The organism is Photobacterium sp. SP02 (assembly GCF_038519165.1).
Classification (GTDB): Bacteria; Pseudomonadota; Gammaproteobacteria; order Enterobacterales; family Vibrionaceae; genus Photobacterium; species Photobacterium halotolerans.
On the sequence record NZ_JASJOJ010000007.1, the window covers coordinates 54,857 to 69,274 of the forward strand.

Annotated in this window: 13 protein-coding genes; 4 read left to right on the forward strand and 9 right to left on the reverse strand. The window is 54.6% G+C overall.

What is annotated here, in order from left to right:
• Window position 1 precedes the first annotated feature (1 nt).
• Entirely contained in the window at window positions 2-1,027 is a 1,026-nt protein-coding gene (locus P0Y67_RS05010) for a porin (RefSeq protein ID WP_342390979.1), read from the reverse strand.
• A gap of 472 nt (window positions 1,028-1,499) precedes the next feature.
• Window positions 1,500-1,754 carry a hypothetical protein gene (locus tag P0Y67_RS05015; protein WP_342390980.1) on the reverse strand — a complete coding sequence of 85 codons (255 nt, stop codon included), beginning with the start codon at window positions 1,752-1,754 and terminating at the stop codon, window positions 1,500-1,502.
• Window positions 1,755-2,019: 265 nt separating this feature from the next.
• Between P0Y67_RS05015 and P0Y67_RS05020 the strand changes: the two genes are divergently transcribed.
• Entirely contained in the window at window positions 2,020-4,089 is a 2,070-nt protein-coding gene (locus P0Y67_RS05020; RefSeq protein WP_342390981.1) for a BCCT family transporter, read from the forward strand.
• A 35-nt stretch (window positions 4,090-4,124) separates the two neighbouring features.
• On the opposite strand, the gene P0Y67_RS05025 is transcribed toward P0Y67_RS05020, so the two are convergent.
• Both P0Y67_RS05025 and P0Y67_RS05030 read right to left on the reverse strand, forming a co-directional pair.
• A complete protein-coding gene (locus P0Y67_RS05025) occupies window positions 4,125-4,781 on the reverse strand; it encodes a pyridoxamine 5'-phosphate oxidase family protein (RefSeq protein ID WP_342390982.1) in 657 nt (218 codons plus the stop codon).
• Window positions 4,782-4,879: 98 nt separating this feature from the next.
• Window positions 4,880-6,412, reverse strand: coding sequence for an MFS transporter (locus tag P0Y67_RS05030; RefSeq protein WP_342390983.1), 1,533 nt, complete (start codon window positions 6,410-6,412; stop codon window positions 4,880-4,882).
• Between the two features lie 201 nt (window positions 6,413-6,613).
• Between P0Y67_RS05030 and P0Y67_RS05035 the strand changes: the two genes are divergently transcribed.
• The 3 genes from P0Y67_RS05035 (at window position 6,614) to pdxR (ending at window position 9,635) form a co-directional block, all read left to right on the forward strand.
• A complete protein-coding gene (locus P0Y67_RS05035; protein WP_342390984.1) occupies window positions 6,614-6,922 on the forward strand; it encodes a hypothetical protein in 309 nt (102 codons plus the stop codon).
• Between the two features lie 236 nt (window positions 6,923-7,158).
• Entirely contained in the window at window positions 7,159-7,983 is an 825-nt protein-coding gene (locus tag P0Y67_RS05040; RefSeq protein ID WP_342390985.1) for a MipA/OmpV family protein, read from the forward strand.
• Window positions 7,984-8,138: 155 nt separating this feature from the next.
• Window positions 8,139-9,635: a MocR-like pyridoxine biosynthesis transcription factor PdxR gene (gene pdxR / locus P0Y67_RS05045; RefSeq protein WP_342390986.1), complete on the forward strand. Its 1,497-nt coding sequence runs from the start codon at window positions 8,139-8,141 to the stop codon at window positions 9,633-9,635.
• Here the strand turns inward: pdxR and P0Y67_RS05050 are convergent.
• From P0Y67_RS05050 to P0Y67_RS05070, 5 genes are all read right to left on the reverse strand, one after another.
• A complete protein-coding gene (locus P0Y67_RS05050) occupies window positions 9,613-10,578 on the reverse strand; it encodes an energy transducer TonB (protein ID WP_342390987.1) in 966 nt (321 codons plus the stop codon). The two genes, pdxR and P0Y67_RS05050, sit on opposite strands and share 23 nt — an antisense overlap.
• On the reverse strand, window positions 10,575-11,006 hold the full coding sequence (gene exbD / locus P0Y67_RS05055) for a TonB system transport protein ExbD (RefSeq protein WP_342390988.1): 432 nt from the start codon (window positions 11,004-11,006) through the stop codon (window positions 10,575-10,577). The genes P0Y67_RS05050 and exbD overlap by 4 nt, the downstream gene beginning before the upstream one ends.
• 3 nt (window positions 11,007-11,009) lie before the next feature.
• On the reverse strand, window positions 11,010-11,951 hold the full coding sequence (gene exbB / locus P0Y67_RS05060; RefSeq protein WP_342390989.1) for a tonB-system energizer ExbB: 942 nt from the start codon (window positions 11,949-11,951) through the stop codon (window positions 11,010-11,012).
• Window positions 11,952-12,091: 140 nt separating this feature from the next.
• Entirely contained in the window at window positions 12,092-13,582 is a 1,491-nt protein-coding gene (locus tag P0Y67_RS05065) for a surface lipoprotein assembly modifier (RefSeq protein ID WP_342390990.1), read from the reverse strand.
• A 93-nt stretch (window positions 13,583-13,675) separates the two neighbouring features.
• Entirely contained in the window at window positions 13,676-14,386 is a 711-nt protein-coding gene (locus tag P0Y67_RS05070) for a Slam-dependent surface lipoprotein (protein WP_342390991.1), read from the reverse strand.
• Window positions 14,387-14,418: the final 32 nt, after the last annotated feature.

Below are 14,418 nucleotides of genomic sequence, written 5' to 3' on the forward strand. Positions count from 1 at the left end.
GTTACAGGTAGTAACGCATACCGATAATCCACATGTCATCTTCTTCAACGTTGATATCGTTGCCCAGATCAAACTGGTAACCACCGAAGCCGACGAAAGTTGGCGTGAAGTTATATTCCGCCTGCAGCGCCATCTGGCTGAAGATGGTGTCGCTGTTTTTGTCATCTTCGACAGATTCGTAGTTCACACTCAGGTTCAGACTATTCGGAAGTGCGTAAGCCAGCAGGCCTTCAATCGCCACCGACTCTTCCAGACCACGGTTCATGTATTCGTTCATTGCATACACCACAGCCACGTACAGGCCACTGCCGTAAGTACCGTAATTGGCACTGAACATGTGTGAGCGCGCAGTTTCATCGAAAGCTCCTGCCTGAACATCACCTGTATTGAAGGCATAGTTCAGACCAACGCCCATGATCGAGTAGTTCAGTGCAATCTGAAAGCGGTCATCATATTCAGCATCTACCGAAGTATCAGGATCTAACGTCAGAACTTCACCCGTCGTCGTGCCCTGCCAGCCCAGGCCGAAAGACACTGCGCCGGCATCATTCAAGTTGAGACTGTTACGGTAGGAGATCATGCGCTCGGCACGGGCTGTACCCAGCGGGCCTTGATCGTCGTACAGGAAGTCGTTCGCAAACGCGATGGGTAAATCGGCGATCCCTGCACCATCATAGTAAGGCGACCACTGCGTGCCCACCACGCCGCGGCCATAAGCATTGTGTGAGACACCAATGTAACCCAGACGGGTGGAGAAGGTTTCTTCACCGCCTTCGAGGTAATTCAGCGCCCATTCGCCTTTTGCATCGGCGGTGTAGCCGTTACCTATATCCTGTGTCGCATTGATATTGATACGCGGCGACACTTGCTTCACTTCCGTTTCGCCCTGTTCAGAGCCGCCAAGACCCACAGAAACATGACCACCGACGGAGAACGTAGTATCACCTTCGTTGTATAACTCAACCGCGACTGCCTGAGATCCATAAAATGCAGCTGCCACTGCAATTGCCAAGTGCTTTTTATCCATAATCATCTTTCCATCTTTTGTTGTGTTCTTATGCGCCGATACACAGCGTTATGACAAAAATGTGAACATTTGAAACGAGCATTGAAAGCGTAGTTAAGGAATGACATAAACACATAAAATAACGACAACAAATTTGTTCAAAACTTGTGTTATGTCCCATTCGTGAAAGGTATACGCGGTGAGCATACTTTGAACACATTATTGAACAGGTGCCACAGCAAGAGGTTGAACGCGATTTGGGGGCAATTCCGGCTTTAAACCTGACCGGCAGGGTGAGCAGATGTATTACACATCATGATGACGTTTTTGTGCTTGGTGAGTGAGAAGTGTGTGGCTTATGTGAGGGTTAGACAAAAAAAGCCTCTGTCGTCACACCTTGGATGACGGATAAAAGACGAGAGTGCAAAAATCCCAGTCCGCCATGATCTGAACGGACTGGGAACAGCGTTTAGCGGCGCTTCACAAACCTTTGTTATCGCTTACCCAGAAAATTGAGCAGAGATTTCACTGCGCCCAGAAAAAAGGGAATCGCCAGCAGGCCCGAGCCGATGGAGATCGCAATATAGGTGTAACTGGTGCTGGTTGACGTATATTGGAAGGAAGCTAAAAAGTTCTGGTATGCCTGCAGGCAAAAGAAAAAGCAGCCTATGGTGGCAATAGTCATACCCAGTAAGCTTTTGATCTTAGACCATAAAAATTCATTATTCGCGATATTGTTTTCTTGCATCCGGTACTCTCTTCAAGATCCAAAGCCAAATCGGTCACCCGGATGATCTCAAACTCGCCCGTGCCGGTGCTGATACCTTGAGGTCACCCGAATGTCAGGCGCTTCTCTCATAATGCGGATGTTTTCCTGCCAGATTAAATCAGCAACCGGCGTCTCATTATCGGACTCGCCGGGTAATGTCTTGTCTGAACAGGACAATTCACTCTGAAGCATGCCGTTGCGTATGCCATACTTGGGAGCAAGGTTTGAATCGTGGAGCGAAACTATGTCAGCAGAAAAGCCGTCAGAAGAAAAAACGCAGCGCAGTTCGACTATCCTGATCCCGGTTTTTATTCCCGCCGTGGCGGTCATTTTACTCATGGTGATAGGCACCATCAGTAATCCGACCCTGGCCGGAAAAGTCTTTTCAGAAACCCTCAGTTACGTTACCCAGAGTTTTGGCTGGTTTTATATGCTGTCGGTGGCGATCTTTCTGTTTTTTATCGTCACAGTGGCACTGACCAAATGGGGAGAGATCAAGCTCGGCCCGGATCACGCCGAGCCGGAATACAGCTTTCCGTCCTGGTTTGCCATGCTGTTTTCAGCCGGTTACGGGATTGCCCTGCTGTTCTTTGGCGTCGCCGAACCTGTGCTTCACTATGCCTCGCCACCTGATGGCCCGGCCATGACGGTCGATGCCGCCAGACAGGCGATGCAAATTGCCTTTTTTCACTGGGGATTTCACATCTGGGCCATTTATGGCCTGGTCGGGCTGACACTGGCCTATTTCGCCTTTCGGCACGGCCTGCCGTTATCAATGCGCTCGACACTGTATCCGCTCATCGGCGAAAAAATCCACGGCCCGATTGGCCATACCGTGGATATCTTTGCCATTCTCGGCACCCTGTTCGGGATTGCGACCACGCTGGGTTTGTCGGTGGCACAGATCAATGCCGGGCTCAATTATCTCTGGCCATCGATACCGGTAAATACCACAGTGCAAATTATTGCGATTGTGGTGATCACCGCACTGGCCATTTTTTCTGTGGTCGCCGGGATGGATAAAGGGGTCAAACGCCTGTCGATTCTCAACATGGTGCTGGCTATCTCCCTGATGTTGTTTGTGTTTGCCGTCGGGCCCACCGTCTTTATTCTCAATACTTTCATGCAAAACACCGGCAGCTATTTAAGCAATATTGTCGAGCGGACCTTTAACTTGCAGGCCTATACCGCCAGCGACTGGATTGGTAACTGGACGCTGTTTATCTTCGGCTGGACCATCGCCTGGGCACCGTTTGTCGGCCTGTTCGTGGCAAAAATCAGCCGCGGCCGGACCATCCGCCAGTTCGTGGTCGGGGTCATGGTGGTGCCGACCATCTTCACTTTCCTGTGGTTCTCGGTATTCGGTGATACCGCGCTCCATATGATCATGGTCGAGGGCTACACCCAGCTAATTGATGAAGTGCAGGCCGATCAGGCGATTGCGCTGTTTAAAGTGCTGGAGCGGTTACCGCTCACCTCGATCGTGTCCTTTATTACTGTCTTTTTGATCATCACTTTCTTTGTCACCTCGTCGGACTCCGGCTCGCTGGTGATCGACTCGCTGGCCTCTGGCGGCGTCGCCCATACACCGGCCTGGCAACGGGTGTTCTGGGCGTCGATGGAAGGGCTGGTCGCAGCGGTACTGCTGCTGGCCGGTGGCCTCAGTGCCCTGCAAACGGCGTCGATTGTCAGTGCCCTGCCCTTTGCGATCATCATGCTGATCGCGGCCGTTGGCATGTGGCGGGCGCTGGTGATTGAAACCCACCACAGCCAGAGCCTGGAGCAGCACGTGCAATCCCGATCGCGTCAGAGCGGCGGAAAAACCGGCCCGGGGTACTGGAAAAAACGCCTGGCCAACATAGTCGATTTCCCGGGACGCGAAGAAGTCTCTGGTTTTATTCAGAAGACAGTCTACCCAAGCATGGAAAAAGTAGAGCAAGAGCTTGAACAGCAAGGCTGGGTGGCCGAAGTGGTTTACGATGAAGAGCAAGGCAGAGCCAAGTTTGAGGTGTATCAGGAAGGTAAGCTGGAATTTCTGTACGAAGTCAGGCTGCGGGGCTACCTTATGCCTGATTTTGCCTTCCCGGAAACCGACCATGACCCGGAAGATCCTGAGCATTATTACCGGGCGGAAGTCTTCCTGCGCCGCGGCGGCCGGGCTTATGATGTTTACGGCTATGAACAGCAAGACATTATTTCCGACATTCTGGATCAGTTCGAAAACTACCTGCACTTCTTGCATGTGTCGCCCGGCATCCTGCCGTGGAACATGGAAGAAGAGGAAAACGACGATCAGCAGCAGGCGAAAGAGTAATCAAGGCCGCCCTCTCGCTGCGAGGGCGGCTTAGCTTAACTTTCCCAGCGCTTCCCGTAGGCCGCGCCGTAATCCGGCGTCGGGATCGCTTCGTGCAAACCCGCCGTTGCTTTGAGCGGGCCAACCACAGTGCGATACGGAATAAAACCCGCCCAGACCGGCAAATCCAGATCCGCCGGATCGTCACTCACGTCTTTATTGCTGATTTTCACCGAGGCCTCGTTAAGCGGCATCCGCAGCACAGTGGTCGCCGCCAGCTCCTTGCTGTTACTCAGCCGGATCTCCTGCGTCCGTCCGGGGGCGATCTGCTCAACAAAGTGGTTCAGCACCTGGTCTTTTTCAGCGCTGTCCTCAATCACCTCAAACTGGCCGAACACCACAGCCGAGCGGTAATGGGCGCTGTGATTAAACGCCGAGCGCGCCAGCACCCAGCCATCGAACAGGGTGAAGGTTAAGCAGGTTTGCACCTCCTGCCTGAGCTTGCGCAGCAAACGGCTGTTGTTGGCGCCGTGAATATAGACATAATCCCCCACCCGCCACGCCAGCATAGGGATCACCACAGGCCCCTGCGCTTCCTGAATCGCCACATGCGCCACCAGGCTTTCATCGATGATCTGATACAAGGCTTCCTGTTCAAACACCGCCTTGTGGGCACCTTTCTTAATGTCGGTTCTTTTGCTTGTCGATAACATAACTGTCCCTGATTTCACTGCATCTCAAATAACCCTGAAAAGATACCGGCAAACCGGTATGATTTTCAGAGCCAGTTTTAAGCAAATGACAGGTCCAGTTATACCTGAACAGGACTGACTGTTCGCCGTCTTCGCAGCTTCAGCACAACCACGACCGACACGCCTGCGGCGATGAACAGCAGCAGGCCGTTGGTAGTCAGAAAGGCTATCTTGAGCATCTCAGTCACCTGGCTCATCAGGATTGATGCTTTATCATCCGCCCACTCAGCGATCAGAGCGGATGCATTACCGGACGCCATGGCCGTCACCCAATCACCCTGATCTGCAGTGGTAAAATCAGTCAGCTGTTCAGCCACCAGAGTCGTCAGCGCAGAACTGATAAAAGAGCCGTACAAGGCCACGGCAATTGCCTCGCTGCCCAAACGAAAGGTGTTGAGCAGCCCCGCGGCCATACCGATATCGCCCGGCTCGACACAGCTTAATGCTTCGCCGTCGACCAGCCCTGCTGACAAACCCATGCCTGTGCCCACCACAAACAGGCAGCTACCAGACACCCAAACAGATTGCATCGTTTCAACACCAAGTAGTAATCCGCCGGCACCGGCCAGCATGCATACAAGGCTCAGGTACATCAGAAAAGAAGAAGGGACGCCTTTGGCCGCTAAACGGCCCGCAATCAGAGGAAACAACAACACAGGAAGGGTCAGACACAGCATCATCAAACCTGCCGCAGATGCCGGCATCTGCATAGCGCCGGTAAGATAAGTGGGGAAGTAGGTCAACAGGGTGACAAAGGTAAAGCTTGCGACCACGGGCACCAAAATGTATCCCATAAAGCGGTTATTACTGAGCAGGGACACGCTAAGCACTGGATTTGCCACCCTTCTGATGTGCCGGACAAACACAAGGAACAACAACAACGAGCCAGAGGTACACAGCAGGCTGAGGGTGCTGCTCCAGCCCCAGTCATAGCCTTTTGACAGTGTCAGCATCAGCAAAAACATGCTGCTGATAAACAGGCCGCTCCCGATCATATCAATCTCGCTGATAGGCCTGTCTGTCACTCTGTCATCGGGCAGCTTAATCGTGAGGCACAGGACGAAAATCAGCACCACGGCATGCAGAATGAAGATCGCCTGCCAGCCTGACAACGCCAGCAAGATACCGGACATTGTCGGGCCCAAAGTGATCCCCAACCCAGCCGTCGTGCCAAATAATGCAAACGCCTGAGTGCGCTGCTTGCCGTCAAACACATCAATGAAAAGCGCACTGCCGCAGGAAAAAATGGCCGCACCGCCCACGCCGGCTATGGCCCGGAAAATATCCAGCCACAGGATATCCGTTGCCCATGCCGACCCGGCAGACGCCAGCGCATAAAGGCAAGCGCCGGTGACAAAGGAGCGTTTCCGGCCAAACACATCTGAAATTTTCCCCCACATCAGGGTAAAGCAGGCAAACGTCAGGTTAAACGCATTTACCACCCACTGTAAGCTGGCAACATCCGAATTCATGTCGGTGCTGATATAGGGCAAAGCGATAGCAGTACCTGAAATTGAACTGGGCACCACAAAAACCGCCAACAGCACAGCTAACAAAATGTATTTCTTGTCCGATAAACTGACTTCACTCATGTTGATCCTTTAGATTGCTGACTCTTTAACACTTTTCTTTGCAGATTAACGTCATCCATGACTTCACCTGCGGTTACCATTACAATGGTTAGCAATAAAACGTACGTATCACTAAATCTATACGTTCGAAGTTTATCGAACCTTATGGGCGACCGACAGATATGTCAATGGTTTTATATCCAATGACTGAGGAATATAAGTGTGTCAACACAGGAAAAGAGCAGCAGCATTAAGCGTGAATCCATGCTGGGTGTGCTCAAAGCACTGGCTCACCCCATCAGACTGAAAATCATAGTGGATCTGATAAATGATGAAGAAAATGCGGAACGGCATTGCACCTCGTTCGGACTCACCGTATCCAAGGCGACAAGGTCTCACCATTTTAAAATTCTGAAAGACGTCGGTCTGATATCACATGTCGACCGCGGTAATTGCTCTTTAGCAAAACTGCGCAAAGCAGAACTGGAGCACGAGTACCCCGGCCTGCTCAATCTTCTGAAAGACAAGTGATCAGCTGCGCTGTTCGGATCCTTGCAATACAGAGCAACGGCTAAGGTTCTGATAATTATCGGGCTTTGAGAGGTAAGCTGAGCATAAGTACAGACATCAGTGAAATCTGTGAAAATCTTCAGAATGAGCTCACGTCACAATGACGAGGCATGCTGCATGGAGCGAATTGAACTATCTTCCTAACATAGTGAAGAGTCAGTCGTATCAACACCATCGGCTTTACAGGACAAGCAACCATGAAAAAAATAGCCCTTCAAGTTGCCGCATTGCTCGGCGCGCTTTCATGTTATGGTTCGGTCAATGCGGCAGAGGCAAGAACTTCTCTCGTTCCGCTTCCTTCTCTGGACGATTTTACAGATGGCGATGGCTGGGGGGTTGGGCTTGGGCTAGGTCTTGAATATGAGTCTGCTTATGAGGGCTCAGACGAGTTTGAGCTTGAGATCGAGCCGGCCGGGGGTGTGCAGTGGCGCACTGGCGACCAGCTTTTTTACTGGGCAGGTCTGGCCATTGGCTGGCGGAGTTTGGTGAAGGATGCCTGGTTGGTTCAAACCTCTTTAGGTTACGAGGAAGGCCGTGAAGAGGGCGATTCAGAAGATGGCCGGCTGGATGGATTAGGCGAATCGAGTTCTGGGGTGACATTGCTGCTGGAAACGCGGTATGCCCTTGCAGAAGATTGGCGTTACTTTTTAGATGGTCGCGTATTAACAGGAGAAATTGGTACCCTCGGGATTTTCGGCGCAGGCACTTGTCTGGCTTGCCAGCCTAACGGCACTGGCTGGGAAGTTGGCGCTGTGGTCACTTTCCACGATGGTAAGCTCGCCAACCGGGACTTTGGTGTCAACACACAACAATCCATCAATTCAGGCCTGCCCGAAACCGATGTGGATAGCGGGTACAGATCAACGGGTGTTAATGTGAACTACCGGAATTATTTGAACGAGAACTGGCAGGTCTTCGGTGAAGCGCTTTACGAAGTCTATGGAAGTGACGTTAGCGATAGCCCAATCTCCCGAAATAACTACGAAGCGGAAATCGGTTTTGGCTTCATTTATGTTTTTTGATCTTCGTTGATAGAGATTGAGTCTATTTTCGTTCAGGCGCTGACCCGAGTAAAGCGGCGCTAATGGCGTTGCACACAACTGCGGTTCAGATCCTTGCAATAAACAGCATCAGCTAAGGTTCTGATCATCATCGGGCTTTGAGAGGTAAGCTGCACGTGACATTGTTGTCTCCCACACTCATAGAAACCGGCGATCTTTCGATCACCGGTCATTCAGGCACGCGCCAGGATCGGCTTTTTCACGCGATCCGCGAAAAGATTGTCGGTAATTTGTGGCCAATGGGCGGGAAATTACCGTCAACGCGCAAACTGGCTGATGAGTTATCCCTGAGCCGTAATACCGTCACGGCGGCTTATGAGCAACTGGTCGCGGAAGGCTACATCGAAAGCCGGTTGGGCTCGGGGTTTTACGTCTCTGTTGAGCTGCCGGAGCACTATCTGACGGCGCAATCGCCACAGGCCAACAGCAAGCCGCCAGCCACCACGCAGGCACGGGATCCGAATGCCCCTTTTGCCCCCGGTGTGCCGGATCTGGCCGCCTTTCCGGCGACCAAATGGCAAAGCTTATTGCAGCGCCACGCCGGTCGGCAATCACTGATGGGGAATCAGGATCTGCAAGGGTTACCCGTACTGCGCCAGGCGCTGTCTGACTATCTGGCTGCCAGCCGCTCGGTTCACTGCGATCCCGATCGCATCATCATTACCAGCGGGGCGCAGCAGGCGCTGTCGCTGGCCCTGCTGGCGACGCTCAACCGGGGTGATCGGATCCTGATGGAGCAGCCGGGTTACACCCAGATGCGCAAGATCATCGACTGGCAGGGTTATCACTTACAACCGCTTCCCGTGCAGGCATACCAGGGGTTGGATGTAGAATCCGTGCTGGCCTGTGCGTCAGAAGCGCTCTACTTAACCCCCAGTAATCAGTACCCGATGGGCACGACCCTCAACACAGAACAAAGACTGAAGCTGATTGAGTGGGCAGTACAGGGCAAGCGCTGGATCATCGAAGATGACTACGACAGTGAATTTCAGTTTGCCCATCGCCCTTATACCAGTCTGCAGGGTCTGGCCGGCCAGATGGGCTGTGACGATCAAATCCTCTATGCCGGCTCGTTCAGTAAAGTGATGTTCAACAGCCTGCGGCTGGGTTATCTGGTGGTGCCGCCCTCGCTGGTGTCACGCTGTCTGATGATCAAAGATGCCCTGACCGGCGACACCCAGGCACACACTCAGGCTGCCCTGGCCGATTTCATTCAGGAAGGCGATTTGCTGCGCCATATCCGTAAAATGCGCCGGTTGTACAAAGACAAGCACCGCTTGATGCTGGATGCCATCAGCCGCTTTTTCGGGGATCAGGTGGACGTGATCAGCCAACCTGCCGGACTGCACATTACGCTCAAGTGGCAGGGCGGGATCAGCGAGCATGACTGGGCGCAGCAAGCAGAAGCCGCCGGGATCGTGCTGCGGCCGCTGAGTTATTACGAGCACCCGGCACACCGCACCAGAGACTGGCACGGGGCGGTACTCGGCTTTGGCAATGTGGCGCCAGCAGACATCGAACCGTGGGTTGCCCGCCTGGCGGCGCTGTTTCACAGTCAGCCTCAGCCTTCCCCCGGTGCACTCGCCACACTTACCCTGAGCGCCGAAAGCTGATCGGGACGGTAAAGGTCAAGCGCTCGCCCGTAATACCGGACGGCGGCCTGGGCAGCGGCTCGGCCCGTTTAACCAGCGCCTGCGCTTCTTCATCCAGCGAGCCGCTGCCGCTGGATTTCACCAGTTCCACCGCCAGCACCTGACCGTTTCTGTCCATGGTAAAAGCGATAACAGGAACGCCCTGCCGCCCGAAACGTTTAGCCTGACGCGGGTACTTTTTATGCTGCTCCAGATGAGCATGCAGCAGTCGCTGCCAGGTCAGTTTTTGCTGCGCGCCCTGCTTGCTGAGCTGACCTGGCATAGGCGCTGTAATCACCTCGGCTTTCTCTTGGGCTTTCACGCCTGTTGGCGCACTGGCCGCAGCCTGTTGTGCTACCGCTGTCGGTTCAGTGGCTTCAACGGTTTTGTCTGGCGGCAGTTCAACCGGTTGCTCTGACAGTGCTTTTTCAGCAGGCCTGGCTTCAGCCACCAACTGAGGTTCAGTCTTGGCTTTGATGTCAGGTTTGATGTCAGGCGCAATATTTGGCTCGGGCACGCTCGCCGTTGGCGGACTGACTGGTTTACGAAACGGTGAAGGCTTGTCAGCAACCGGTACAGGCACGCTCTCTCTCGCTGCCGCCTTTGCCTGTCTGACCGCTTCTTTTGCTTCAGCTTGCCTGCTTTCTGCCGTTGCAACCGGTTTTGCCGGTGTGCTTTGCGGCTGCGGCTCAGACGGCGGCAGCTCGTTCTGATTATCAACCGGCGAGGCCAGTGGCATCACCAGCGACACCACCATAGGCGCAGCGGCCGGTGCCGCAGGTAACAGAATGGCAGAGGGTTGCCACCAGTACGCCGCTATCGCGCCGCCATGGAGCAGCAGGCTGACGGCGACACCCATCAGCAAGCATCGCCGGCTGTTATCCTGCCCGTGGTGCTCGTTGCCCTCTTTGGACAGGACACTCATGAGGACTGCGCTGCCACTTGTTCGAGACCTATCAGCGCAATGTGCAGGTAACCCGCCTGACCCAGCCGGTTCATCACCTGCATCAGTTGCTCGTATGTCAGCGACTGATCCGCGCGCACATAAATCCGCTGCGACTTATCCGGCAGCGCTGCGTGAAGCGCATCTGCCAGCGCGCTCAGTTCAACCGCGTTGTCTTCCCCCAGGGTCAGGGTCATATTTTTCTGCACCGTCAGATAGAAAGGCTTGTCCGGCATGGGCTGCGGCTCGGCAGACGCACTGGGCAGATCGACCGGGATATTCACGGTCGACAGCGGCGCGGCCACCATGAAGATGATCAGCAGCACCAGCATGACGTCAATAAAAGGCGTGACATTGATGTCATGGTTCTCAACCAGCTCGTCACTGTCATTGGAGATGTTAAAAGCCATACTTCACCCTGCCTGCTGCATTGCCTGAGGATATTCTGCCGCCCCGCTTCCTGCGGACTGCCGGTCCAGATCCCGGCTGATCAGCACCAGAAGGGCCACAGAGATATCAGCCAGCAGCGCTTTATAACCCTGAATGGCACGGGTGAAATGGTTGTAAATCACCACGGCAGGAATAGCCGCCACCAGGCCGATAGCGGTTGCCAGCAAGGCTTCGGCAATCCCGGGGGCGACCACGGCCAGGTTGGTGGTTTTGGTTTCCGCAATACCGATAAAGGCATTCATGATGCCCCACACAGTGCCAAACAGACCGACAAAGGGCGCCACCGAACCAACGGTCGCCAGGATCCCCGTCCCCTGATTCATCTGACGTCCGGCCGAAGCCTGAATCCGCTCCAGCCTTGCCTGCACCCGTTCTTTGATCCCGGCCTCGCTGGCCGGACCGCGGGCTGACAGTTCCAGCTCGTGACGGGTCGCATGGATCAGCGCCAGCCCCACGCCTTGGGCCGCATGCATGTTTTCACCGCCGTCCGCCAGGCTGTCGGCCGTCAGCAAGGCCCGTAAAATCCGCCGCCCGCGGCGGCAGGCGCTGTAAATCTGCAGCTGTTTTGCCACCCCGATAGCCCAGGTCAGCAGTGACGCCACCAGCAACAGAATCATCACAGATTTCACCACCCAGTCGGCCGCCTGATACATTCCCAGCGGGGATAAATCCATCCCCGCATGGGTTGGCACCAGCTGCTGCGCTGCCGCTGCAGTGAGATCGGCAGCTGGTGCTGTTGCTGGCTGCTCCGTCGCCGGCATGGCAGCAGGTTCAGCAACCTCTGCGGCACTGATTACCGGCGCTGAGGCAGGCTCGGTTTGTGCAACACTCTGGCCAGAGAGCAGCACACCTGCCAGAAAAAGGGCTGCCATGCTGATAAGTGACCGTCCGCTTTGTTGATTCATATCCCTTTCCATTCTGATTTTTTCCAGTCCATCAGACGTGACAAAACACGTCCGGAAAAACGCTCCTATGGGATATACCGCACGAGAAAGCCAAACCCGTAAACCGTTTCTGATTTTTTTTCCGTCATGGTTTGATCCGCTCAGAAACGCTTTTCGATTTTCAGGCTGATTTCGCTCTGCTGATGGCTGTAAAGCCAGTCCACATTGCTGCCGACCCGGTTATGTGCCAGCGTCAGTACAGGCGTCAGATCGAAAAAGCGCAGGCCTGTGAAGCGGGTCTCCAGGGTATAGCTTTGTTCCTCATCCTTTCGCGTTGCTGCCAGCAAAGGGCTGTAAGCCTGATAGTTCCGCTGGCGGAACGAGGTGAAGAGTGAGGCTTCAAGGCCGATCTCCCAGGCGCGCTGAACGCCAAGCCGCAGTCCTGTCATCTGATAGGCATAGACCGCCTCTTGCGTGCGCTTATCTGTCCAGTCCAGTCCGCCAAAAACCAGCCACTGCCCGGGCAACTGATACCAGAGCGTGGCATACCCGGCGTACTGCCAGCCGGACTGAAAATTGAGCGCATCCGGCAGAAAATGCAGATCCTTCGCCTCCGCTTCCAGCTTAAGCGCGGTGGCGGCCGAGAACAGGTACAGCCAGCTCAGCTTACCGCCCCAGGCCTGATACAGGGCGTCATGGCTTTGCGTTCTGTATTCAAACAAAGGCGCGGCAAGCCACTGCTGACTGGCAGTGTGATAGCTGTAGCCCAGGTAGGTCAGCAGGGTGTGTTCATTGTACTGACTGTGGTTGATGTAGTTATCGCCGTAGGCCAGCCCGAGAAAACTGATGCCGTGATGGCCGCTCAGAGAGAAACGTTTATTCAGGCTGGCTTCAAAGGTGGTGCCGAAAGCCGATTGCGCTGCCGGGGTTTGTCGCTCGACCAGGCAGTCACCGTTCGGCATCAGCAGCAGGCAGGTATAGCTTTCCGACGACAGATTGAGGTTATTGTTATAGCCGGGCCCGAAGGAGAATGCTCCCTGCCAGCTGTCCCGGTACAGCAGGGCCTGCGAAAATGCAGCGACCGTCTCCAGCACGCCCTGCGCTTTGGCATCATCCACCGGCAGAGACGCCCGTATTTGTGCAAACAGCGCCAGGGCGTCGCGGTTTTTGTGGTTTTCGAACAGTACACGCGCCAGTTCCAGCTGGCCCGGCAAGAAGTCCGGCTGCAGCTCCAGCAGCGCCCGGTACGACGCCTCGGCTTGGCCTAAGGCGCCGTCCGCTCTGGCCAGTGCGCCCTGTGCATAATGCACCAGCATCATGTCATGACCGGGCAGCGCCAGATAACGGGCCAGAAAGCCACGGGCCGCCACCCAGCGCCGGGCTTTGACCGACAGATACACCGCCTGCCCCAGAGCGTTGAGATTGTCATCGACCTGATACACCTGCCCGTCGATCACCAGCGCTTCGGCATCTTCCCTGGCCTGCTCAGCCTCCAGCAGGCGTTGCTCCTGCTCTCTGGCCTGCAACACTGTGCTCTGTTCCAGACGCAGGTTGGTGTCCTGATCGGCGCGGGCTATTTGCGCAGAAAAGAAGAAACAAAGGATGGCCAGCGCGGCGCAGGACCACAGTCGGCCTGAATACATCATCAACATACTTCAACCTGATGGTGATATAACAAGAACAGGAGCAGTGCCTACTGCTCCTGTTGCGTTCAGCCTGATCTGAGACGATCAGTCATCGGGCTGTCACTGCTTGGTGCCACCAAAGGCAGTATCCAGCGCTTTGGCATTGCCCGCAAATTGTGCGATACCGGCCAGCGCTGCAGCATTGTTGCCGAAGAAATGGCCTTTGGCGGTACCGCTGACAGGCCCCACAGTGGCTGTGCCGTTAAAGGCAGCCGTAGCGCTGTTGATCGATGCATTGACACCCAGGGTATACTGGCTGTTGGCAATCGAACCGCTCAGGGTATTGTTGGAGAAGTTGGCAGTAAAAGTGCCGTTCAGATCATTGCTGCCGGAGAACTTGTTCACCCCTTTCACCGCATACGTCGCCGTGCCGCTGGTGGGGAGTGTGGTGCCTGTGGTATCACCGACATAATACACAGCGCGATCCGTATCACTGCTAATATCGCTGGCCCACTCACCGAACCACACATCACCGGCACCGACTTTGGCAAAATTGAACTGGCCCATGCCGGCATGGCCACCGCCCAGTACATTCACCCCGTTCTGGACGCTGCTGTAGTTTTTCAGTGCCTGAAAATCGACTTTCTGCGCGGTAGAACCCAGCGAAACAGCACCGATACCGGCACGGCCTGCAACGTGCGGTCCTCCGTTGACATTAGATTCACCCACCTCAACATGGGTGTTGTCACTCTGGTTTCCGACAACATTGGCTTGGGCAAAACCGCTGATGCAGGCAGAAAGTACCGCAATCGTCATAACAACTTTTTTCATTTTTTACATATCCTTATTGAAGTTTGAGTTGG

Excerpts from the sequence above, each read along its gene's own strand:
- P0Y67_RS05010 (WP_342390979.1), bottom strand. The coding sequence starts at position 1,027 with ATGGATAAAAAGCACTTGGCAATTGCAGTGGCAGCTGCATTTTATGGA.
- P0Y67_RS05015 (WP_342390980.1), bottom strand. The coding sequence starts at position 1,754 with ATGCAAGAAAACAATATCGCGAATAATGAATTTTTATGGTCTAAGATC.
- P0Y67_RS05020 (WP_342390981.1), top strand. The coding sequence starts at position 2,020 with ATGTCAGCAGAAAAGCCGTCAGAAGAAAAAACGCAGCGCAGTTCGACT.
- P0Y67_RS05025 (WP_342390982.1), bottom strand. The coding sequence starts at position 4,781 with ATGTTATCGACAAGCAAAAGAACCGACATTAAGAAAGGTGCCCACAAG.
- P0Y67_RS05030 (WP_342390983.1), bottom strand. The coding sequence starts at position 6,412 with ATGAGTGAAGTCAGTTTATCGGACAAGAAATACATTTTGTTAGCTGTG.
- P0Y67_RS05040 (WP_342390985.1), top strand. The coding sequence starts at position 7,159 with ATGAAAAAAATAGCCCTTCAAGTTGCCGCATTGCTCGGCGCGCTTTCA.
- P0Y67_RS05050 (WP_342390987.1), bottom strand. The coding sequence starts at position 10,578 with ATGAGTGTCCTGTCCAAAGAGGGCAACGAGCACCACGGGCAGGATAAC.
- exbD (WP_342390988.1), bottom strand. The coding sequence starts at position 11,006 with ATGGCTTTTAACATCTCCAATGACAGTGACGAGCTGGTTGAGAACCAT.
- exbB (WP_342390989.1), bottom strand. The coding sequence starts at position 11,951 with ATGAATCAACAAAGCGGACGGTCACTTATCAGCATGGCAGCCCTTTTT.
- P0Y67_RS05065 (WP_342390990.1), bottom strand. The coding sequence starts at position 13,582 with ATGTTGATGATGTATTCAGGCCGACTGTGGTCCTGCGCCGCGCTGGCC.
- P0Y67_RS05070 (WP_342390991.1), bottom strand. The coding sequence starts at position 14,386 with ATGAAAAAAGTTGTTATGACGATTGCGGTACTTTCTGCCTGCATCAGC.